Source organism: Afifella sp. YEN Y35, assembly GCF_047553465.1.
GTDB lineage: Bacteria > Pseudomonadota > Alphaproteobacteria > Rhizobiales > Afifellaceae > Afifella > Afifella aestuarii.
Genome location: NZ_CP180203.1, coordinates 2576268 through 2596495, shown reverse-complemented (window position 1 = coordinate 2596495; position 20228 = coordinate 2576268). Strand labels below are relative to the sequence as shown.

The 20228-nt window shown below is 65.6% G+C and carries 19 protein-coding genes and 1 riboswitch; of the genes, 8 read left to right on the top strand and 11 right to left on the bottom strand.

Annotation, left to right across the window (positions count from 1 at the left end; genetic code table 11):
* Positions 1 to 6: 6 nt before the first annotated feature.
* A complete protein-coding gene (locus ACK8CP_RS12370) occupies positions 7 to 1395 on the bottom strand; it encodes a sensor histidine kinase (RefSeq protein ID WP_414831995.1) in 1389 nt (462 codons plus the stop codon).
* Positions 1392 to 2051 (bottom strand): response regulator transcription factor, encoded by a 660-nt coding sequence (locus ACK8CP_RS12365; RefSeq protein ID WP_234629590.1) that lies wholly within the window; start codon positions 2049 to 2051, stop codon positions 1392 to 1394. The genes ACK8CP_RS12370 and ACK8CP_RS12365 overlap by 4 nt, the downstream gene beginning before the upstream one ends.
* A gap of 140 nt (positions 2052 to 2191) precedes the next feature.
* On the opposite strand from ACK8CP_RS12365, the gene ACK8CP_RS12360 reads away from it, so the two are divergent.
* The gene (locus tag ACK8CP_RS12360) at positions 2192 to 2692 is read left to right on the top strand and encodes a hypothetical protein (protein ID WP_414831994.1); all 501 of its coding nucleotides are present in this window, start codon (positions 2192 to 2194) and stop codon (positions 2690 to 2692) included.
* 86 nt (positions 2693 to 2778) lie between these two features.
* On the opposite strand, the gene ACK8CP_RS12355 is transcribed toward ACK8CP_RS12360, so the two are convergent.
* From ACK8CP_RS12355 to ACK8CP_RS12330, 6 genes are all read right to left on the bottom strand, one after another.
* Complete coding sequence (locus tag ACK8CP_RS12355; RefSeq protein ID WP_414831993.1) at positions 2779 to 3279, bottom strand: DUF4405 domain-containing protein; 501 nt, start codon at positions 3277 to 3279, stop codon at positions 2779 to 2781.
* 230 nt (positions 3280 to 3509) lie between these two features.
* Complete coding sequence (locus ACK8CP_RS12350; protein WP_414831992.1) at positions 3510 to 4415, bottom strand: DUF1289 domain-containing protein; 906 nt, start codon at positions 4413 to 4415, stop codon at positions 3510 to 3512.
* A 37-nt stretch (positions 4416 to 4452) separates the two neighbouring features.
* Entirely contained in the window at positions 4453 to 5340 is an 888-nt protein-coding gene (locus ACK8CP_RS12345) for an ABC transporter ATP-binding protein (RefSeq protein ID WP_414831991.1), read from the bottom strand.
* A complete protein-coding gene (locus ACK8CP_RS12340) occupies positions 5337 to 6362 on the bottom strand; it encodes a FecCD family ABC transporter permease (protein ID WP_414831990.1) in 1026 nt (341 codons plus the stop codon). Before ACK8CP_RS12340 ends, ACK8CP_RS12345 begins: the two co-directional genes overlap by 4 nt.
* Positions 6359 to 7204, bottom strand: a complete 846-nt coding sequence (locus tag ACK8CP_RS12335; RefSeq protein ID WP_414831989.1) for an ABC transporter substrate-binding protein — start codon at positions 7202 to 7204, stop codon at positions 6359 to 6361. Before ACK8CP_RS12335 ends, ACK8CP_RS12340 begins: the two co-directional genes overlap by 4 nt.
* Positions 7204 to 9165 (bottom strand): TonB-dependent receptor plug domain-containing protein, encoded by a 1962-nt coding sequence (locus ACK8CP_RS12330; RefSeq protein ID WP_414831988.1) that lies wholly within the window; start codon positions 9163 to 9165, stop codon positions 7204 to 7206. Before ACK8CP_RS12330 ends, ACK8CP_RS12335 begins: the two co-directional genes overlap by 1 nt.
* Before the next feature lie 116 nt (positions 9166 to 9281).
* Positions 9282 to 9481, bottom strand: a riboswitch (cobalamin riboswitch).
* Between the two features lie 449 nt (positions 9482 to 9930).
* Here ACK8CP_RS12330 and ACK8CP_RS12325 point away from each other — a divergent pair.
* Positions 9931 to 10725, top strand: coding sequence for an acyl-CoA thioesterase (locus ACK8CP_RS12325; RefSeq protein WP_414831987.1), 795 nt, complete (start codon positions 9931 to 9933; stop codon positions 10723 to 10725).
* A gap of 57 nt (positions 10726 to 10782) precedes the next feature.
* On the opposite strand, the gene ACK8CP_RS12320 is transcribed toward ACK8CP_RS12325, so the two are convergent.
* Positions 10783 to 11862 (bottom strand): DUF2218 domain-containing protein, encoded by a 1080-nt coding sequence (locus ACK8CP_RS12320; protein ID WP_414831986.1) that lies wholly within the window; start codon positions 11860 to 11862, stop codon positions 10783 to 10785.
* A 404-nt stretch (positions 11863 to 12266) separates the two neighbouring features.
* Between ACK8CP_RS12320 and nikR the strand changes: the two genes are divergently transcribed.
* The 6 genes from nikR to nikE all read left to right on the top strand — a co-directional run bounded on the left by nikR (position 12267) and on the right by nikE (position 17959).
* Entirely contained in the window at positions 12267 to 12770 is a 504-nt protein-coding gene (gene nikR, locus ACK8CP_RS12315; protein WP_414831985.1) for a nickel-responsive transcriptional regulator NikR, read from the top strand.
* Between the two features lie 216 nt (positions 12771 to 12986).
* Positions 12987 to 14567 carry a nickel ABC transporter substrate-binding protein gene (gene nikA / locus ACK8CP_RS12310; protein ID WP_414831984.1) on the top strand — a complete coding sequence of 527 codons (1581 nt, stop codon included), beginning with the start codon at positions 12987 to 12989 and terminating at the stop codon, positions 14565 to 14567.
* Between the two features lie 5 nt (positions 14568 to 14572).
* The gene (nikB, locus tag ACK8CP_RS12305; protein WP_414831983.1) at positions 14573 to 15517 is read left to right on the top strand and encodes a nickel ABC transporter permease subunit NikB; all 945 of its coding nucleotides are present in this window, start codon (positions 14573 to 14575) and stop codon (positions 15515 to 15517) included.
* 5 nt (positions 15518 to 15522) lie between these two features.
* The gene (gene nikC, locus ACK8CP_RS12300) at positions 15523 to 16380 is read left to right on the top strand and encodes a nickel ABC transporter permease subunit NikC (RefSeq protein ID WP_414834254.1); all 858 of its coding nucleotides are present in this window, start codon (positions 15523 to 15525) and stop codon (positions 16378 to 16380) included.
* The gene (gene nikD, locus ACK8CP_RS12295) at positions 16377 to 17162 is read left to right on the top strand and encodes a nickel import ATP-binding protein NikD (protein WP_414834253.1); all 786 of its coding nucleotides are present in this window, start codon (positions 16377 to 16379) and stop codon (positions 17160 to 17162) included. Before nikC ends, nikD begins: the two co-directional genes overlap by 4 nt.
* Positions 17159 to 17959 (top strand): nickel import ATP-binding protein NikE, encoded by an 801-nt coding sequence (nikE, locus tag ACK8CP_RS12290; protein ID WP_414831982.1) that lies wholly within the window; start codon positions 17159 to 17161, stop codon positions 17957 to 17959. The genes nikD and nikE overlap by 4 nt, the downstream gene beginning before the upstream one ends.
* Before the next feature lie 34 nt (positions 17960 to 17993).
* Here the strand turns inward: nikE and ACK8CP_RS12285 are convergent, their stop codons facing one another.
* Together ACK8CP_RS12285 and ACK8CP_RS12280 are read right to left on the bottom strand one after the other, a co-directional pair.
* Positions 17994 to 19127: a Gfo/Idh/MocA family protein gene (locus ACK8CP_RS12285; protein WP_414831981.1), complete on the bottom strand. Its 1134-nt coding sequence runs from the start codon at positions 19125 to 19127 to the stop codon at positions 17994 to 17996.
* A 10-nt stretch (positions 19128 to 19137) separates the two neighbouring features.
* Positions 19138 to 20190 (bottom strand): sugar phosphate isomerase/epimerase family protein, encoded by a 1053-nt coding sequence (locus ACK8CP_RS12280; protein ID WP_414831980.1) that lies wholly within the window; start codon positions 20188 to 20190, stop codon positions 19138 to 19140.
* Between the last annotated feature and the right edge of the window lie 38 nt (positions 20191 to 20228).

Sequence of the window (20228 nt, the reverse complement as noted above, 5' to 3'; positions counted from 1 at the left end):
TGAGCCTCATGCCGCGCTGTCGGCCGCATGGGGCAGGGTGAAGCGAACCTCGAAACCCTCGGTCTTGCCGGGGATCGGCGAGGCGAAGGCGAGCTCGCCGCCGCCGCGCTCGGCGATGGTGCGCACGATGGCAAGGCCGAGACCGCTGCCATCCTTCTTGTCGTTGGCGCGCGCAAAGCGGGTCGTGAGACGGGCGAGATCCTCCTCCGCCACCGGCGGGCAGGCATTTGCGACCGTCAGGATGCCGGCCTGCGACAGCGCGATATCGACCGGTTCGCCCGGACGCCCGTGCTTCAGAGCGTTTTCGATGAGATTGCGGCAGAGAATGCCGAAGGCGTCGCGTTCCAGATCGGAGAGGACGGGTGCGTCCGGCATCTCGAGGTGCAGGCGGGGGGCCGCGCCGATACGGGCGAAATCATCCGCGACGAGCTTCAGGATCGGCCGCATGTCGGCGGGCGTGTCGGTGCGCAGCCTGGCGCCTTCCGCGCGTGCGAGCTGCATGAGTTTTTCCGACAGGAGATTGAGCCGCTTCAGCGTCGTCTCGATCTCTTTCGCGCGCTCGGCAGCACTTGCGTCCGTCGTTTCGGCGCGCAGCCTTTGGGCCTGCGCGATCGCGCCGGCGACCGGGGTGCGCAATTCATGCGCCGCGTTGGCGGCGAAACTCCGTTCCGCCTCGAAGGCGGCACGCAGTCTGTCGAGAAGCTGGTTCATGCCCTGAACGATCGGCTCGAGCTCGCTCGGCAGGCCGCGATCCGAAAGCGCTGCAAGATTGCGGGCGCCGCGTTGCGCGAGATCGGCGCGCAACCGCCGGACAGGCCGCAGGCTGGTGCGCACGGCAAAGAAGATCGCCGCAAGGCTGAGCGGGATGACGACGAGGAGCGGCAGCCCGAGCGAGAGAAGCATCTCGCGCGCCATGGAGGTTCGGTGGGAGAGGGGCTCGGCAACCGCGATCGTCAGCCCGTCGCGACCGGCCGCATCGTAGTAAAGGCGGTGCGTCGCCGTCTGTCGGAACCCCTCGCGGGTGAAGGGAGGAAAGGCCTCCTTGTCGGCATTGGCCGAGCGCAGCACCGTCTCGCCCTTCCGATCGCGCACCACCCAGGTGAAGAAGCGGTCGTCCTTGTGCAGCCGGGCGATCCGTTCCCCTCGCGCCGGTCCGCCACGGCGGTCACGACGCTCGTCCTCGCGGGATTCCTCGTCGCGCCGATGTTCGCGGCGGCTGTGCATGGCGAGCGGCAGAATGCGCTGGGCCGCGTCCCTGAGCGCCGCGTCGAAGAGCCCGTCCATTTCGTGACGGAGCTTTTCGGCCGTGAAGCTCGCCGCCGTGAGCCACAGGATCGTGACGGCGAGACCGAGCGCGAGCGCGAGGCGAAGCTGAAGGGAGCGCGGCGCGGTCATGGATGGCCGAGACGGTAGCCGAGGCCGCGTTCGGTCTCGATGATGTCGCGGCCGAGTTTCTTGCGCAGGCGGCTGACATGCACCTCGATGGCGTTGCTGTCGACCGTATCGTCGAAGGAATAAAGCCGCTCTTCCAGCTGGGCCTTGGACAGGAGCTGGCCCGGACGCTGCACAAAGGCTTCAAACAGGGCCCATTCGCGGGCCGTCAGCGCCACCGCCTTGCCGTCGCGGTGGATGCTGCGGGCGGCGAGGTCGATGTCGAGCGGCCCGAGCGTCACGATGGGATTGGGATTTCCCGAATAGCGGCGGGCGACGGAGCCGATCCGCGCGGAGAGTTCGTCGAGATCGAACGGTTTGACGATGTAATCGTCGGCGCCGGCATTGAGCCCGTCGATGCGGTCGGAAATCTGGTCGAGCGCCGTCAGGATGATGACGGGCGTGACGGCCCCGCTCGTGCGCAGGTTCTTGAGAAACGGCACGCCGCGCCCGTCCGGCAGCATGAGGTCGAGGAGGATGAGATCGAAGACGCCGGCGGAGAGCGTGTCGCGGGCGTCGTCGAGGCGTGTGACCCAGTCGACGGAATGGCCGTCGGCCTTGATCTGATCTCGCACCGCCGCCCCGAGAACCGTGTCGTCCTCGATGAGAAGGACGCGCATTCCAATCCACCTTCTGTTTTGCTTCCGACGTTCTGCGTGATCTGCCTGACAGGAAGCTGACAGCATTTTCGCTGCGCCGTCAGCGCGTGATCAGACGGCGCGCCGATCTTCATGACATCAACAACGTCATGGAGAAAGAAATGACATCCAGAAAGACCCTTCTCGCCGGCGTCCTCTTGGCCGCCACCTTGTTCGTCCCCGCGGCAAGCATGGCCGCATCGCCAGACGGCGCCTCGCCGGTCGCGATGCAGCAGACGGCCAACCGCAACGGCGACTGCAGCCCGCGTTCGGATTGGGGCCGCTCCAACCAGCAATATCGCTCCCACGCCTATCAGAAGCACGGAAAGCACGGCGGACAGGCCCGCCCGCGCAACGATGCCCGCAATGGCATGTGCGACGGCAGCGTCTGCAGCCGCAACTTCGATCGCGCGAGGCCAGGCAATTCTCAGCAGAGCATGAACGGTCGCAACAATGACCAGCGGCCCCGCTTCGATCGCCGTGATGACCGCCGCGGCGACCAGCGGCAGGGCTACGACCGCCGGGACGATCGCCGCTTCGAGCGCTGGGACGACCGCCGGCCGTCCGCTCCGCAGGCCCCGAACGGTGGCGCATCGCCGAGCAGCTATTTCGGCAAGATCTGACCCGCTTCACTGAAGGCGGATTGAAAAAGGGCCCGGCGCGGATTGCGTCGGGCCCTCATCGTTTGAGGGGTGAGGCGAAAGCGGCGTCAGCTCGCCGGCGTCAGGAGCGCGCCGATCGCCTGCATTTCGTTGGCCCCGCTCTTGGAAATCGCCTCGGCAATCGGCTGGTCGGGATCTGAGATCTCGACGCCGGCCGCGCGCAACCGGGCCGCCACGTCGTCGCCCGTCATGCCAAGGAGCGGCGCGACGGCATCGGCCGAATTCGTCAGGATCTGATGCGAAAAGGCGAAGGGCGGAGGGCCTTTGCGCGTCTCGCCGCTCGTCGGCATGAGGAAGGGCAGCGACATGAGAAGTGAGACGGCAAGGGCGATCACCATGGGCGAGCGCTTGAAGTAATTCGTCAGCGGCCGCCAGTTTTTCCAGAGGTGCAGGACGAAGGGCAGGATGAGCACCATGCTCAGCCATTCGTGCATGCCGTGAAAGCCGCTCGGGCCGACATGGAAGAAGAGGGCGATGCCTGAAACCAGGGACACGATGAAAAGGCCCGTGATGAAGGGCGTCGCGTAACGGTTGATGAGGGAGGGCATTGAAATCTCCTGACAGGACCGGGCCGGCTTGGGCCCATGTCTCTCGTTTGGGTGTCTTCGCTTCGGCGCCGCGCTGCGGTGTCCCGCGCGGGCGTCTGTCAGGAGCGATGCGCCCCCTGCCTTACGATGAGCTGACGGAGGCAGGCGGAGGCTGTCAGGAAGCGATCAGTCGGGGCGCGGCAAATTGCCGGCCATGGCAGCGCCGAGACACTCGGCGCTGACCGTGTCGCCTAGCGGGCCGGATAGAAGATGGCGCAGGGCGCATAGGCTTTCGGAAGCTCGATCTCTCCCGGCATCTCCCGCCCGCCTGCGATCGCCTCTGCCTGAAGCTCCGTGCGGGGGCCTTGCGGCTGGCGGATGTCCGACGCGGTGGAGCGAGCATAGACTTCCATGCGGCCGACCGTTGTCAGGATGATGCGGTCGGCGGAGCCTTCCCGGATCTCTTGGCCGGCCTCGGCGAGGACCCGCTGCCACGGCTCTCCTTCCAGCTCCTGAAGCCGCTTTTGCAGTGCCTGATCCTTCGTGCGGAGGAAGACGCGGGCGACGGGGCTGCCGAAACCGAGCTCGAAAGCGAGCGCGTCGCGATCGCCTTCGCGAATGGCGCCCTGGTCGGGTCCGGCGGCATTGAGCGTCACGCCCGCGGGCGGCTGCAGCCTGCCGCGGGGCAGCGCCATCACGATGGCTTTGCCTTCCTCAAAGGCGAAGGCGCGCAGTTTTTCCGGCAGCCGCAGGCGCATCGCGCCCGCCTGTGTGGCGACGGTGAGGGCGTTCTTGACCTCGGGCTGTTCGCCGGCTCCGATCGCGAATTCGCCGAAGGCGCCATCGATGCCGAAGACCCAGCGCCCCTTTCCCGGACGCAGCGTGTCGCGCATGAACCGTGCGATCTCCTCCTCGTCCCAGTCGAGACGGGCGATCCTGATGCCGAGATGGGCGCGACGCGCCGGCAGAACCGCGGTGATCTTGCGCAAGAGATCGTCGGGCGCACGGCTCCAGATGGCGATCTCGTCGCTCGTCCGCGCGCAGCCACGACAAAAGCCGCTGTCTGAATCGATCTCGCAGACCCCGGTGCACGGGCTGACCGGGCGCCGCGAGGAGGCGCTGGGTGAAAGGTCGGAAATTCCTTGAGGGTTGTTCATTCTTGTCCTTCGTCAAACGGCCTGGGGGGAATGGCCTTCAGGAATCGAGGGTCCGCCGTTGCGGTGCGCCATCGAGGGGCACGATATGGCCGTGCCCGTTGGCGATCAGGGGCGGGGCGAGGCGGTCCGTCTTCAAATCATGCGATGGGTGTGAGGCTTTCTGCCAGGGCACGATGAAACGCCCACCCGCATGGATGCCGGTCAAGGCACGCACGCCGTAGCATTGGGCGAGGATGTCGTCGGTGAGAACATCCTGCGGCGCGCCTTCGGCGGCGACCCGGCCGCGATCGAGGAGCACGAGACGGTCGCAGAACCGCGAGGCGAGGGTGAGGTCGTGCAGCACGACGACGATGCCGGTGCCGCGGTCTCTGGTTCTGCGCAGGAGCTCCATGACATTGAGCTGATGCATGGGGTCGAGCGCATCGACGGGTTCGTCGGCGAGAAGCGTCTCCGCCTCGACGGCGAGCGCGCGGGCGAGGAGAACCCGGGCGCGTTCGCCGCCGGAGAGCGTCTGCACGTTGCGCTCTGCGAACTGGGCGATGCCGGCGGTCTCCATTGCGGCGCGGGTGGCTCTGTCATCGGCGCGCCTGTCGTGCGCGGCGAAGAGGCCGGAATAGGGCAGGCGGCCGAGAGCGACGACCTTTTCGACGGAGAGAGGCCAGTCGACGGTGGCATCCTGCTTCAGATAGGCGAGGCGGCGCGCCAGGCTGCGTCGCGGCACGGATGTGGCGGGCTTGCCGTCGTAGAAGACCTGGCCGAGTTCCGGTTTGCGCAGACCGGCGATGACCTCGAGCAAGGTCGATTTGCCGGCGCCGTTCGGGCCGATGAGCCCGACCACTTCGCCGGCGCGCGCGACGAAGTCGACACTCTGCAGGATCGTCGCCTCGCCTCTTTTCACGCCGATGCCGGAGGCTGAGATGATCATCTGAGGTCTCCACGCATGCGCCAGACGAGCGAGAACAGGAAGGGTGCTCCGATAACGGCCGTGACGACGCCGAGTTTCAGTTCCGGCTGTGTTGGCAGGAGACGGACGGCGATGTCGGCGGAAAGCGTCAGGATTGCGCCGCCGAGCGCGCTTGCCGGCAGAAGCAGGCTCGGGCGGTAGGCGACGAAGGGGCGCAAGAGATGCGGCACGACGAGGCCGACGAAGCCGATCGTGCCGCTGACGGCGACGGCGCCGCCGACTGCAAGCGCGACGCCGCCGACGAGGAGGGCGCGGGTGATGCGCAGATCGAAGCCGAGGCTCGTGGCCGTATCCTCGCCGAGCGCCAGGGCATCGAGCGCGCGCGAGGTCAAGAAGAGCGCGATGCAGCCGGCGAGGATCGGCGGGAGCGCGATGGCGACATGCGTCAGGCTGCGATCGGCGAACGAGCCCATCAGCCAGAACATGATTTCGGTGGCCGCGAAGGGATTGGGCGACAGGTTGAGAACGAGCGAGACCAGGGCGCCGGCAAGACTGTTCACCGCAATGCCGGCGAGGATGAGCGTCGCCGTGTTGGCGTTCCGCCCGGCGACGGCGAAGAGGAGAAGGCCGGCGGCAAGGGCCGCCGCGATCCCGCCGATGGGCAGAAGCAGCGAGGAGACGGCCGCAAGTCCGGAATAGAAGATGACGACGGCGCCGAAGGCGGCCGCCCCCGAAATGCCGATGATGCCGGGCTCGGCGAGCGGATTGCGCAAGAACGCCTGCATCACGGCGCCGGCAAGGCCGAGCGCGAAGCCGACGAAGAGCCCGAGAAGGGCCCGCGGCAGCCGGATTTCGATGAGGACGAGGGCGCCGAGATCGTCCTTTCCGGAGAGCGCGCTGTTGAGCGCGGCACCGAAATCGAAGGGACCGTAGCCGATGGCAAGCGACAGGACGAAGGCGACGAGAAGCATGAGCGACAGGACGCCGAGAAGCCTGCGGTAACCGGCCGCCGACCCGGTGGCTTGAAGCGCGATCTCACTCATTGCCGCGCCCTCGCTTTGTCGGCCGCCTGGCGCAAGACCTCGACCGCCTTGAAGATGTCCGGTCCTCCGCACATCCACAGACGCTGCGGGACGGAGACGATCTCCATCGGCCGCGGCATGCGCGAGAGGACCGGATGGTGCAGGATCTCGTTGGCGACGGCCGGCGCGTCGCGATAATCGCCGACGACGAGCACGTCGGGCGACAGGGCCACGAGTTTTTCGAGCGGCAACCGGCTGTAGCTTTCAAGCCCTTTCTCGGCGGCGAGATTTTCAAGGCCGGCGAGCGAGATGAGGACGTTGATGATCGAGCCGGCGCCGACCGTATAGCCGTTCGGTTCGTAGACGATCGCCGACGGACGCTCGGAGGCCGGCACCTCTTCGGTCGCAAGCCGCGCCTCCATCTCCCGCACCAAGGCCTCCGCCCGCGCCTCCTGGCCGAGCTTTGCGCCGACGCGGCGGATCTGGGCTTCGACGTCGGGAAGCGAGCGGGGCACGTCGAGTTCCACGACATCGACGCCGATCCGCTTCAACAGATCGACGGTGACGCGCTTCGTGTAGCGCCCGGCAAAGACCATGTCGGGTTTGTAGCGCATCACCTCCTCGGCGAGGCCGCGATTGCGCGGAAACGCGCGCGCCTCCTCAGACAGGTTCGACATGGAGGCGTCGCGCGAGAAGTAGCTGAGCGAGGCGATCTGATCGGGATCTGCAAGCCGCATCAGAAGCTGGTCGGCACACAGATTGATCGAGACGATGTGCTGCGGCCTCGCCGCCGCCGGAGGAGCATCGGCGACGGCGAGGACTGCAACGGCTGCCAGACAATACGTGAGCCAACGCCCAGGCATTAGAATGTCAGCCGAACTCCGGCATAGGCGCTGACGCCTTCCCGGTCATAACCCCACTGATCATAGGCCTTTTCGTCGAGGAGGTTTTCGACCCGGCCGTAGATCTGGGTGTTGTCGGTGATGTCGTAGGAGGCGGCGACATCGACGAGCGTGTAGGGATCGAGGGTGATCGTTTCGCGGTTCACGTAGAAGGCGTCGGTCCACACCCAGTCCTTCTGCTCGCCGTTGTAATCGACCGAGACGTTGACGTTGGCGCGCCCCTGAAGGAACGCGTAGTTGACGACGAGGCTGGCGACGTTCTGCGGCCGGCGGATCAATTCGTCGCCGGTCGGGTCCTCGCCGTCCGTATAGGTGTAGGAGCCTGTCACCGTCAGATTGTCGATCGGCTCGACCGTCAGGGCGACTTCCACGCCATCGATCTTGGATTCTCCCGGCTGGTTGATCGAGGACTGGCCCGAGCCGGTGATGAGGTTGGAGATCTCCTGATTGAAATAGGTGACGTCGAGCGAGGCCCGGTTTGCCCAGAAGGCCTGCGCGACGCCGACGTCGAAGCCTTTCGCCTCTTCCGGCTCGAGATCCGGATTGCCGCGATAGGTGTTGGTGTAGCCGTAGAGTTCGAAGAGCGTCGGGTTCTTCACGCCGGTGCCGTAGGAGGCGTGGAGCTTGGTGCCGGTCTGGCGGAAATTGTAGGCGCCGGTCAGCCGGTAGGTTGTGGCATCCTCGAAGACGTCGTTCAGGTCGTGGCGAAGGCCCGCCGTCAGCGACAGGTCCTCAAACAGGCTCAACTGATACTGGCCGATGAAGCCCGTCGAGGTGATGGAGCGATCGAAGGACGACCAGGCGCTGTCGGAGACGGCGCTGTCTTCACCCCGCTCGACCCCAAAGGTGAGCGTATGCCCGGCATTGGCGATGGCGGGCGTATCGAACATGAAGGTCGAGCGGTAATCGAACTGCAGCCGCTCGCCTTCGTAAGTGCTGGTGACCGTGGTCGGGTCGAGATCGCGATAATCGCGGGTCTGATCGGTGTAGGAGATGCCGGCGAGCTGCTCCCAATGCCCGTCGAGGAGCGTCACCTTCGCCTGAGCGCGGGTGAAAAGCTGGTCGCCCTTCATGTCCTGATTGGAATCGAGCGGGCCGGTATGGCCGACGGAGGGCAGAAACCCTTCCGAATCGAGATCGGTGCGCAGGCGCGTGTAACGCGCGACGCCTGAAAGATTGAGCCAGTCGGTGACGTCGACGCCGCCCTTGGCGAAGAGGGTGCCGTTTTCGTAGCCGTCGTCTTCCCTGTTGCCGAGGCGTTCATCGGCGACCGAGATTCCATCCGTGCGCACGCCGGATGCGCCGGCGATGAAATCGTAGTTGGTGCCGGCCGTCCCGATCGTGGCGTTGCCGCTCAACGTCTTGTGCGAACCGGCTTCGAGGCGGCCCGTCAGATGCGTGCCGGGTTCGGCGCGCCGGGTGATGATGTTGACGACGCCGCCGATCGCATCGGAGCCGTAGAGCGCGCTCTGCGGCCCGCGCAGCACCTCGATGCGCTCGATGTTGTCGGCAAGAAGATGGGCGAAATCGAACTCCGAGCCGCGCGCCGGGTCGTTGACGGGGATGCCGTCGACGAAGATCTTGGTCTGGTTGCCTTCCGAGCCGCGGATGCGAAGCTGCGTGAACTGGCCGCGCGGGCCGGCCGCATTGACGATGACGCCCGGCACCTGGCGCAGCGCTTCCGTCGCGTCGTGGATGTTCTGCTGTTTCAGCTCTTCGCCGGTGATGACGGTCACGGCGCTGCCGACCTCCGTGAGGGGCGTCGCCGTCAGGTTCGCCGTGACGGAGAGTTCGGGGAGTTCGACGACGTCATCGTCCTGCGCGGCGGCCGGAGACATGCCGGCGGCGACGAAAAAGCCGGCACAAACGGCGACGAAGCGTTGCGGCGGAACGCCTTCACGCGAGGGGCGGGAGAAAAACACGGGACGACCTCAAGGGCGGCGCACGGCCGGTTGGCACATCACCGCGATCGAGGACGCTTCATGCGCAAGGGCTCATGAAGTCTATCCCATCGGCACATCCCCGACCGACGTGACCGCGCGTGACCACGGTTGACGGCAGGTCTCCTGACTTGCGGGTCATGATCGCGTCGCCGCCTTCCCGGTACCCTCGGGGCCAGTGGCATTGTGACGAGCGATTCGCCGCTCACAGTTGCGGGGACAGTCGCGGATTTGAGCATCGCCCGCACCGCGTTCCCTTTTGAGCCTCCAAAGAGGCACCGTCGAAAGGACGGGACCACGATCGCGGCCGTCGCGTCAAGATGAATCGCAGGCGCATGAGCTTGATTGGAAGTCGTTTTCGCTTTCGGCCGCGACGGATGAAGCTTGCCGATGGCGCCCGGCGGCGCGGCCTCCTGCGAGAATGGATGGCTATGGGAGAGGGGGCAAAAGGCCGCAGAGGCGGAGCGCGCACGGCGCCTTTGCCGGGTTTCGTTGGGCTTCCCAAAGGTCGGGCGGATAGATTGGGCCTCAGAGGTTGCGCCTGGGCGATCGGCAGAAAGTCCGCCTTGACGGTGTGCGCTGCGGTACGCTTGAGGCGGGAAGGCGTTCAGGCTCTGCGCCCCTGGGATGAGGTTCGCAGGCCTTCTGCGGTGGCGATACAGAGCAGCTTGAGCGCTTGGGATGGGGAGGTCTCGACATGGTCATGGCAGCAGAACATTTGCGTGCTGAAGCGGCGGAGAGCGCGCAATGAACGCGCCGGAGACAAGCCCGGAGAACGCGTTGGGGCGTCCCGCCAACGGCTTTACCCGACTGATCGACTTCGTCTTTCCCGGCGATGCCAATCACCATGGCACGCTCTTCGGCGGCATCGGCCTTGCGCATATGGACAAGGTCGCCTTCCTCGTCGCCTCGCGTTACGCGCATGTCGACTTCGTCACCGCCTCCTGCGAACGCATCGATTTTCACGTCCCGGCGCATGTCGGGGAAATCGTCGAGCTGACGGGAAAGGTCGTTCGCGTCGGCCGCCGTTCGCTCGGCGTCGAGGTCGATCTCGTCGCCGAGGCGCCGCTGTCCGGCGAACGGCGCCTGTCGACGCGGGGCATCTTCAACATGGTGGCCGCCGATACGCTGGAGCGGTATGGCGGAGCATTGCCGCCCCTGTCGGACGAACCCGAGATGGCGGTGTCTGAAAGCGGCTCCTGCGAAATCGTCTTTCCCGATCAGACGAGCCATTACGGCAGTCTCTATGGTGGCCACGTCCTTGCCGCGATGGGCAAATCCGCGTTCGTCGCAGCGACCCGCCATTGCCGAAAAATCGTCGTCATGGCCGCCTCGCAACGCGTCGATTTCATGGATCAGGTCGTCGCCGGCGAGATGATCGAGCTCAACCCTTCGATCGTGGCGACCGGGCGCTCCTCGATGACCGTCGAGGTGACGATGATTGCCGAGGCGCTCCTGTCGGAAAACCGCCGGCTGTGCGGCAAGGGGACGTTCGTGATGGTCGCCGTCGACGAGACCCACCGCCCGGTCGCGATCGCCTGAGCGCTTTTTGAAGCAAGGAGATTCCGCTGGTCGGATGCGGCGCGGCGGGCGCGAGCGTCACTCGTTTCCCGGCGCCCGATCCACGAACTCACCCTGCCGCCAATAGGCGACGACGAGGTGATCTTCCTTTTTCAGTCCGCGCTCGGTGCGCAGATGGTTGCGGATTGCCTTGAAGGCGTTGAACTCGCAAGCCGCCCAGACATAAGGCGAAGAGGCAGATGGCGGGAATTCGACGGCACGGACGGCCTCGCTCAGGCGAAGGCCCGCCCTGTCCCCGCCGCGGTGGATCCACTCGACCGTGATCGCGCCGTTGCCGATCGGCTGCTCCTCCTGAGGTCCGGCGACCTCGATCAAGGCGCGACCCGGCGTGTCGGCGGGAAGGATCTCCAGAAATCGGCTGATGGCCGGAAGCGCCGTTTCGTCGCCGGCGAGGAGATACCAGTCGCGACCGCGCACGATGCTGCCTCCGACCGGGCCGGCAAGGCCCGCCATCACGCCTGGCTGTGCGCGCAGGGCGAATGCCGTGCCGGGACCAGCGTCGTCATGGAGAACGAAATCGATGTCGAGGGTTCCGGCGGCGGGGTCGCAGCTTCGCACCGTATAGCGCCGCAGCGCGGGCGTCGGCCTCTCCGGATCCCATTTCAGGAGACCGTCGCGGCCGACTGTCGGCCAGACCAGTTCGCCGCCCTCGGGCGGAATGATCAGACCGAGATGCAGGTTCTCGTCATCGGCGAAGCGGTCGAGGCCCTCGCCCGCAAAGGTGATCCGGCGCATATGCGGAGTGATGTCGCGCACCGTGCGGACGCTGACCGGGCGGAAGTTCGGTGGGGTTTCGATGTCGTCGCCGTCGCCCGCCCAGACGATCTCGGGCGAGGGCGCGCCGGCGAATTCCTTGAGATGGGCGGCAAGCGCCATGCGCATGTAAAAGAGACCCGAGATGTCCCGCGCCTCTGCTTCAAGCTCGATGGCTTCAGACAAAGCGCGCAGCGAGCCGCTCCCGAAGTCGTAGAAGATCCGATGGGTGCCCCCGTCTCGGCGAATGTCGGTGTCGTATTCGGCAAGATGGGCACAGACCGCCTCGACGATCGGTTCGGGGTCGGCGATGGAGACGACGGCTCTCGCACTCAGATGGCGCATGTGAACCTTTCCTCTTGCGGCAAAGGCGCAGCCGGCGGGGAGACCGGCAGCGTCGGAGAGAGTGCGCCGGCCGTCCCAGTTTGCGTGTCGGAGAGACGGCCGGCGCAGGGTTCACGCTCCCGCATCCGTCGAAACGGTCGCTGGCGATGCGCGCGGGATCGCGATCTCCTCACCATATCACCGCAGGCCGCATAAGCAAATAAAATATGCGTTTTTAAATCATATTATTTGGCGTGATGGTGCGACGGCCTTTTGGGTGCGCGCGATCTGCGCCACGTGAGGAGGGCTTTCCCTAGCCCCCGCATCGCATGGGTGGACGGACCCCGTTGCGGGCTCGTTTTCCGATGCGGTCGCGGCTATTCCTGGGCCATAGTGTCGGACAGACGGCGCCAATGGCAGGCGGTATGGAACGGATCACCATCACTCTCGAAGAAGACCTCCTCAAGGAGATCGATGCTTTGAGCGAAGAGCGCGGCTATCAAAGCCGCTCCGAGGCGTTGCGCGACATGGCCCGCGAGGTTCTGGCGCGCGAGGCGACCGAATCGGGAGAGCCACTCGGCAACGACCAGCTCTGCTACGGCTCACTCACCTATGTGTACGATCACGCGATCCGCGACCTGCCGAACCGGCTCACGGACAATCATCACGCGCATCATGCGCTGTCGATCGCCACGACGCATGTGCACATCAATGCACAGAACTGCCTCGAGGTATCGCTTCTCGCCGGCACTGCGGGCGATTTGCGCAAATTTGCCGACAGTGTCAGCAGCCAGCGGGGCGTGCGCTATGGCAAACTCCACATCATCCCGCTGATTGGCCGGCTGAGCGGCCCCCTGACCGGAGCCCTGGCGGCTGGAGGGGATGCTCCCCCGCATTCCGGCGGATCTCACGATGACCACGAGCATTGAGCGGCCTTTTCGCCGCTAACACCATTCCATCCATGTGAAGACTGAGATCGAAACGGTTGAGGCCGGAAGCCGCATGGGCGGTCGTTTGACCCTGCGAAACGCCACGCGTTTTTTCGGGGACCCGCAGGGCAGGGTCCCTGCCGGCGGGGTTGACACGTAGGGGAAGTGTGAGGGTACTGAAATAGTTCATACTCCGTCCTTCTCCCCTCAAGGCCGATGTTTAAAACTCTCCGCGTGATCGCGTTCTGTGTGGGCGCAGCCCTTTCACTCGTGCCGCATGCGTCGGCCTCAGCCGGTGCGACCCTCACCTTTTCGTGGCCGGTCAATGTCGGCTGGCTCAACCCGCATCTTTATTCGCCGAACCAGATGTTCGCGCAGAACATGGTCTACGAGCCGCTGGTGCGCTACCGCGCCGACGGCACGCTGGAGCCGTGCCTGGCGCAATCCTGGCAATCTTCGGACGACGGCAAGACCTATACGTTCAAGCTGCGCAAGGGCGTGACTTTTTCTAACGGAGAGGTGTTCGATGCAGCGGCGGCCAAGGCCAATTTCGACGCCATTCTGGCCAATCGATCGCGCCATGCCTGGCTCGAACTCGCCAACCAGATCGTTTCCGTCGAGGCCGTCGACAGCGACACGCTCAAACTGACGTTGAAGGACAGCTATTACCCGCTTCTCCAGGAGCTCGCGCTTCCGCGTCCGTTCCGTTTCATCGCGCCCTCCATGTTCAAGGACGGCGGCACGAAGGACGGCATTCTCGAGCCTATCGGAACCGGTCCCTGGAAGCTTCAGGAAACCCGCCTCGGCGAGCGGGACGTTTTTGTCCGGAACGACAGCTATTGGGGCGAAAAACCGGCTTACGAGAAAATCGTCGTGAAGGTGATCTCCGATCCGAACACGCGCGCGATCGCCTTCGAGACGGGCGAGATCGATCTGATCTACGGCGTCGATGGGCCGATCACACCCGATACCTTCGAGCGCTTTCGGCAGATGGGCATCTACACGACGGAGCTCTCCGAGCCCTACGAAACCAAGATGCTGGCGCTCAACACCAATCGCGGCGCGACGCGCGACCTCGCCGTGCGCAGGGCGATCAATCATGCCGTCGACAAGGACAAGATGATCGCGACCGTCCTTTACGACACGCAGCGCCGCGCCGACACGCTCTTCGCCCCCAACGTCCCCTATGCCGATATCGGCCTGAAGCCGTACCTCTACGATCCGGAAGAGGCGAAAAGGCTGCTCGAAGAGGATGGCTGGCACGCCGGCAGCGACAAGGCGATCCGCGAGAAGGACGGCGAGCCCCTGGCGATCGAGCTCTGCTTTCCGGGGACGGATGCGGTGGCGAAATCCATGGCGGAAATCATCCAGGGCGACCTTCGCAAGGTCGGCATCGACGTCAAACTGACGGGCGAGGAAGAAAGCAGCATCTATGCGCGTCAGCGCGACGGCCGCTTCGGGATGATCTTCAACATGACCTGGGGTGCGCCCTACGATCCGCATGCGTTCGTGAGCTCCATGCGCATCCCCTCGCATGCCGATTACGAGGCGCAGCAAGGCCTCGCCGATAAGGCGAAGATCGACGCCGAAATCGGCGAGGTCCTGGTCTCGACGGATGAAAAAGCCCGCCAGGAGCTTTATCGCGACATCTTCACCCGTCTGCACGAAGAGGCCGTCTATCTGCCCCTGACCTATGTCACGGCGATTGCCGTGGCGAAGCCGGAAGTCGGCGACGTGCCTTTCGGCGCCTTGTCGAGCGAGATCCCGTTCGACCGTCTCACGCCGCAGGAGAATTGATCTCTATGGCGGGTTTCATTCTGAAGCGGGTTCTGCTGCTCGTCCCGATGCTGTTCGGCGCCTCGCTCGTCATCTTCCTGCTCTTGAGGCTCGGGCCGAGCGATCCGGCGATGGATTATCTGCGGCTTTCGAAAGTGCCGCCGACGCCGCAGGCGCTCGAAGACGCGCGCCAGATGCTGGGTCTCGATCAGCCGATGTTCGTTCAGTATTTCGACTGGCTGAACAACGCCCTGCACCTCGATTTCGGCGTCTCCTTCGCGACGCAGCGCCCGGTTCTGCCGGACCTTCTGCACTACCTGCCGGCGACGCTTCAGCTTGCCGGCGTGGCGCTCGCCCTGACCCTCGTCATCTCGATCCCCCTCGGTGTCTGGGCGGCGCGCTACCGCGAGCGCTGGCCCGACCAGGCCGTGAGGCTTCTCGCCTTCGTCGGCGTCTCGATGCCGAATTTCTGGCTCGGCTTCCTGCTGGTGCTCTTGTTTTCGGTGGAGCTCGGCTGGCTGCCGTCCATGGGCCGCGGCGGTCTCTCGCACATCGTCATGCCGGCCATCGCCATTTCCTTCATGTCGCTCGCAATCAACGCGCGCTTGCTGCGTGCGAGCATGCTGGAGGTCGCGGGCCAGAGGCATGTGCGCTACGCAAGGCTGCGGGGGCTTTCTGAGCGCAAGGTCGAGCGCTCGCACATCCTCCGCAACGCCTGGCTGCCGATCATCACGGCGATCGGCATGCATATCGGCGAGATGCTCGGCGGCACCTTGATCATCGAGAGCATTTTTGGCTGGCCGGGTGTCGGGCGCTATGCCGTGTCCGCCGTCCTCAACCGGGATTATCCGGTCATCCAGTGCTTTACGCTGATGATGGTGGTGATTTTCGTCGTCTGCAATCTGATCGTCGACATCGTCTATGCCGTCGCCGATCCGCGCATCCGGCTGTCCTCCGAGGGCGTCAAATGACCGACATGGCTCTTCCCATGAAGGCCGCGCGCTGGCGCGCCTGGGGCGGACGGACGACGGTGCGTCTCGCCCTCGCCATCGTCGTGGTGCTTGTCTTTGCGGCCGTCTTCGGCCCGTGGATTTCGCCTTACGATCCGAACCAGGTGGAGCTGGGCGACCGGCTGATGTCGCCGGACATGGCCCATTGGCTCGGAACCGACCATCTCGGCCGGGACATTCTTTCCAGACTGATCGCGGGCACGCGCGTCTCGCTCGGATCGGTCGCGGTGTCGCTTGCCATCATCCTCGTCCTCGGCATCACGATCGGCGGCGCCTCCGGCTTCATCGGCGGCCGCATCGATCAGGTGATCATGCGCATCACCGACGTTTTTCTGACGTTTCCGACGCTCGTCCTGGCGCTGTTCATGATCGGCATGCTGGGCACCGGTCTCGTTAACGTCATCATCGCCATCGCGCTCTCGCATTGGGCCTGGTATGCGCGCATCGTCCGCGGCATCGTGCTGTCGCTGCGCCACCGCGAGTTCCTCATGGCCGCGCGCCTCGCCGGGGCGAGCCGCACGCGCAGCTTCGTCGAGCATCTCTTGCCGGCGACGCTGTCGCAGCTCCTCGTGCTCGCGACCTTGGATATCGGCCACATGATGCTGCACGTCGCGGGCCTGTCGTTTCTGGGCCTCGGCGTGACGGCACCCACTGCCGAATGGGGCGTGATGATCAGCGATGCCCGCCAGTTCGTGTGGACCGCGCCGATGCTGATCTTCTGGCCGGGATTTGCGCTTTTCATCAGCGTCATGGCCTTCAACATTCTGGGCGATGTCTTGCGCGACCGTCTCGATCCGCATTTGAGGGCCGAGCATTGTCACTGACACCGAAGCATTTCACGCTCGAAAATCTGACGATCGCGACCGGCGCCGAAAACTTCCGCCTGCTCGTCGACGACCTCTCCTTGCAGATGACGCGCGGGCGCGTGCTTGCGCTCGTCGGCGCGAGCGGTTCCGGAAAATCACTGAGCTGCTCGGCAGCACTCGGGGTTCTGCCGCCGGGCGTCGCACGGATCGGCGGGCGCATCTTGGTCGATGGCGAGGTTCGCCCAGCCGAGATGTTGCGGGGGCGAACGGTCGCCACGATCATGCAGAACCCGCGCAGTGCCTTCAATCCGGTCAAGACCATGCGCGAGCATGTCATGGAGACGCTGACCGCGATCGGCCGATCGCGCCGCGACGCCGAGGGAAAGATCGAAGCCGCCTTGCGCGAGGTGGGGCTCGACGAGCCGGAGGCCGTTCTCGGCCTCTACCCGTTCGAGATGAGCGGCGGCATGTTGCAGCGGATGATGATCGCCATCGCGCTTTTGAGCGAGGCGCCGTTTCTCGTCGCCGACGAGCCGACGACCGATCTCGACGTGGTCGTGCAGATGCGCATCCTCGCTCTGCTGGAAGGGCTCGTGCGCGAGCACGATCTCGGCGTTCTCCTCGTCACGCACGATATGGGCGTCGTCGCCCGGCTTGCCGACGATGTCGCCGTGCTCGACCATGGCCGCCTGGTCGAGACGGCCTCCGTCGATGAGATCTTTCACCGGCCGAAGCATCCCGTGACGCGCATGCTCGTCGGGGCGCATCTCGCGCGCTACGGAATGGAGCTGGCCGAATGAGCCTTCTGCGCGCCGAGAATGTCGCAAAGCATTACCAGACCTACTCGCTCGTCGGAGCGAGCGCCTCGCGCATGGCGCTCGACGGCGTCTCGCTGTCGATCGAGGAGGGCGAGACCGTCGGCCTCCTCGGGCGCAGCGGCTGCGGCAAGAGCACGCTCGCCCGTCTCTTGTGCGGGCTGGAGCAGCCCGGTCGCGGCCAGGTCTTCTACCGCGGCGATGATCTGCGGCATCTCACGCGGGCGCAAAGGCGCGCCTTTCGCCGCGACGTTCAGATGGTCTTTCAGGATTCCGTCAGTGCCGTCGATCCGCGCTTCGACATGCGCGCCATCATCGCCGAGCCGCTTCGCCATCTGACGGATCTCGACGGGCGGGCGCGCGAGGCACGCATCGGCGAATTGCTGGAGATGGTGGAGCTTCCGGCCTCCATCGCCGGCATGCTGCCGTCCCAAGTGAGCGGCGGGCAGTTGCAGCGCGTCTGCATCGCACGTGCGCTGGCGCCGCGGCCGAAGCTGATCGTCCTCGACGAGGCCGTCTCCGATCTCGACGTCCATCTCCAGGCCTCGGCCATCGCGCTCCTTGCAAAGCTCCAGAAAAGCGAGGGGATCGCCTATCTCTTCGTCACCCATGATCTGCGGCTGACGGAGAGATTTGCCGAACGCGTCGTCGTCATGGACGAGGGCCGGGTCGTCGAAGAGGTGCCGACCGGCTCGCTCGCCGCGCTCACGCATCCGGCGTCGCTGCTTCTGAAGGACGCCGTGCTGCCGCCTTTGCCGGAACGGCGCGCCGCCGCGCAATGACGGCCGGCCCGATCGCGCGGGCCGGCCTCAACGCCTAATCTTCGATTTTCGTCCAGACGTTGCCTGCACGGTCGGAGGCGAGGCAGGCGGCGACGAAGGCGAGGCCGCGCACGCCGTCATTGGCGTTCGGAATGAACTCAGAGCCCGGCGGTGACCGAAGTGCGTCGGCGGCGTCGCGGTAGATGTTGGCGAAAGCCTCCAGATAGCCTTCGGGATGGGCGGCCGGCACCCGGCTGCCGGCGATCGCGGCCGCGGTCGCGCCCGCCCCGTTGCGGCGCAGGAGCTGGCGCGGCTCGCCGAGACGCGTGAACCACAATTCCTCCGGCCGCTCCTGCCACCATTCGAGCCCGCCCTTGTCGCCATAGATGCGGATCGAGAGATTGTTGCCGTTGCCGGGCAGGACCTGGCTCGCCAGGATCGCGCCCTTGGCGCCCGAGGCGTAGCGCATCATGATCATCGCATCGTCGTCGACGGAGCGGCCGGAAACGAGGGAGGCAAGCTCGGCGAGGAGATGCGTCGGCTCTTCGCCGGCCACGAAGGCGGCGAGGTTGTAGGCATGGGTGCCGACATCGCCGATGGCGCCGCCCTGGCCGGCCTTGGCGGGATCGGTGCGCCAGACCGCGCCTTCGGAGCCTGTGTTTTCGACGGCCGTGGCGAGCCAGTCCTGGAGATATTCGACCTCCACGCGGCGAAGGGTGCCGATTTCGCCCGCCGCCACCATTTCGCGCGCCTGCCGCACCATCGGATAGCCGGTATAGGTGTGGGTGAGGACGAAGCTCTTGCCGGTCTCCTCCACGAGCGCGGCGAGACTTCTCGCTTCCTCCAAAGTGGTCGTCATCGGCTTCTCGCAGATGACGTGGAACCCGGCTTCCAGTGCCGCCTTGGCGACCGGGAAATGCAGGAAGTTCGGCGTCACGATGACGACGGCGTCGATCTTATCGTCGCGGGCCGCTTCGACTTCGAGCATCTCTTCGTACGTGCCGTAGGCGCGCTCGGGCGCCAGCCTCAGCGTTTCGGCGAACTCCCGGCCGCGCGCCGGATCGCTGTCGAAGGCGCCGGCCACGAGCTCGAACCGATCGTCCATGCGCGCGGCGATGCGGTGGACCGGCCCGATGAGGGCGGTGGTGCCGCCGCCGACCATGCCGAGACGGATGCGGGGTTGGCTCATAATATCGTCCTTATGTGAGGCCGAGCAGGCGGCGGTTGGTGGCCGCGTCGGCGCCGCTTTGGGCAAAATCGTCGAAGGCGTGCTCGGTGACGCGGATGATGTGGTCGCGGATGAAGGGGGCGCCTTCGCGGGCTCCGTCCTCGGGATGTTTCAAGGCACATTCCCATTCCAGAACCGCCCAGCCGTCGAAATCGTACTGGGCGAGCTTGGAGAAGATCGCCTTGAAATCGACCATGCCGTCGCCGAGCGAACGGAAGCGGCCGGGCCGGTCGATCCAGCCCTGATAGCCGCCATAGACGCCGGAGCGTCCGTTCGGGCGAAGCTCCGCGTCCTTCACGTGAAAGGCGCGCACGCGCTCGTGATAGATGTCGAGAAAATCGAGATAATCGAGCGCCTGCAGCACGAAATGCGACGGGTCGTAGAGGATCGAGGCGCGCGGGTGATCGCCGACTTCGGCGAGGAAGCGCTCGAAGGTCGCGCCGTCATGGAGATCCTCGCCCGGATGGAGCTCGTAGCAGAGATCGACGCCGGCCTCGTCATAGGCGTCGAGGATCGGCTTCCAGCGTCGGCCGAGTTCGGCAAAAGCCTCGTCGACGAGACCCGCCGGGCGCTGCGGCCAGGGATAGATGAAGGGCCAGGCGAGGGCGCCGGAGAAGGTGGCGTGGGCGGTCAGGCCGAGATTGACGGAGGCCTTTGCGGCCAGGCGCAATTGCTCGTCCGCCCATTCCCTGCGCGCTTGCGGGTTGCCGCGCACGGCTTCCGGCGCGAAGCCGTCGAAGAGCTCGTCATAGGCCGGATGGACGGCGATGAGCTGGCCCTGGATATGCGTGGAGAGCTCCGTGATTTCCACGCCCTCCTCGGCAAGGCGCCCCTTCAGCTCGTCCGCATAGGTCTTCGAGGCTGCCGCTTTTTCAAGATCGAAGAGGCCCGCCGTCGTCGGCAGTTGCAGGCCGAGATAGCCGAGATCCGCAGCCCATCGCGCCATGGAGAAAAGGTCGTCGAAAGGCGGCGTGTCGCCGACGAATTGGGCGAGAAAGATCGCCGGTCCTCGCAGGGTCTTCATCGCGGGCTCCCAGTCTTGGTGTCGGTTGCCGTCCGCCG

Coding starts and splice junctions, on each gene's coding strand:
- ACK8CP_RS12370 (WP_414831995.1), bottom strand. CDS start 1,395: ATGACCGCGCCGCGCTCCCTTCAGCTTCGCCTCGCGCTCGCGCTCGGT.
- ACK8CP_RS12365 (WP_234629590.1), bottom strand. CDS start 2,051: ATGCGCGTCCTTCTCATCGAGGACGACACGGTTCTCGGGGCGGCGGTG.
- ACK8CP_RS12360 (WP_414831994.1), top strand. CDS start 2,192: ATGACATCCAGAAAGACCCTTCTCGCCGGCGTCCTCTTGGCCGCCACC.
- ACK8CP_RS12355 (WP_414831993.1), bottom strand. CDS start 3,279: ATGCCCTCCCTCATCAACCGTTACGCGACGCCCTTCATCACGGGCCTT.
- ACK8CP_RS12350 (WP_414831992.1), bottom strand. CDS start 4,415: ATGAACAACCCTCAAGGAATTTCCGACCTTTCACCCAGCGCCTCCTCG.
- ACK8CP_RS12345 (WP_414831991.1), bottom strand. CDS start 5,340: ATGATCATCTCAGCCTCCGGCATCGGCGTGAAAAGAGGCGAGGCGACG.
- ACK8CP_RS12340 (WP_414831990.1), bottom strand. CDS start 6,362: ATGAGTGAGATCGCGCTTCAAGCCACCGGGTCGGCGGCCGGTTACCGC.
- ACK8CP_RS12335 (WP_414831989.1), bottom strand. CDS start 7,204: ATGCCTGGGCGTTGGCTCACGTATTGTCTGGCAGCCGTTGCAGTCCTC.
- ACK8CP_RS12325 (WP_414831987.1), top strand. CDS start 9,931: ATGAACGCGCCGGAGACAAGCCCGGAGAACGCGTTGGGGCGTCCCGCC.
- ACK8CP_RS12320 (WP_414831986.1), bottom strand. CDS start 11,862: ATGCGCCATCTGAGTGCGAGAGCCGTCGTCTCCATCGCCGACCCCGAA.
- nikR (WP_414831985.1), top strand. CDS start 12,267: ATGGAACGGATCACCATCACTCTCGAAGAAGACCTCCTCAAGGAGATC.
- nikA (WP_414831984.1), top strand. CDS start 12,987: ATGTTTAAAACTCTCCGCGTGATCGCGTTCTGTGTGGGCGCAGCCCTT.
- nikB (WP_414831983.1), top strand. CDS start 14,573: ATGGCGGGTTTCATTCTGAAGCGGGTTCTGCTGCTCGTCCCGATGCTG.
- nikC (WP_414834254.1), top strand. CDS start 15,523: ATGGCTCTTCCCATGAAGGCCGCGCGCTGGCGCGCCTGGGGCGGACGG.
- nikE (WP_414831982.1), top strand. CDS start 17,159: ATGAGCCTTCTGCGCGCCGAGAATGTCGCAAAGCATTACCAGACCTAC.
- ACK8CP_RS12285 (WP_414831981.1), bottom strand. CDS start 19,127: ATGAGCCAACCCCGCATCCGTCTCGGCATGGTCGGCGGCGGCACCACC.
- ACK8CP_RS12280 (WP_414831980.1), bottom strand. CDS start 20,190: ATGAAGACCCTGCGAGGACCGGCGATCTTTCTCGCCCAATTCGTCGGC.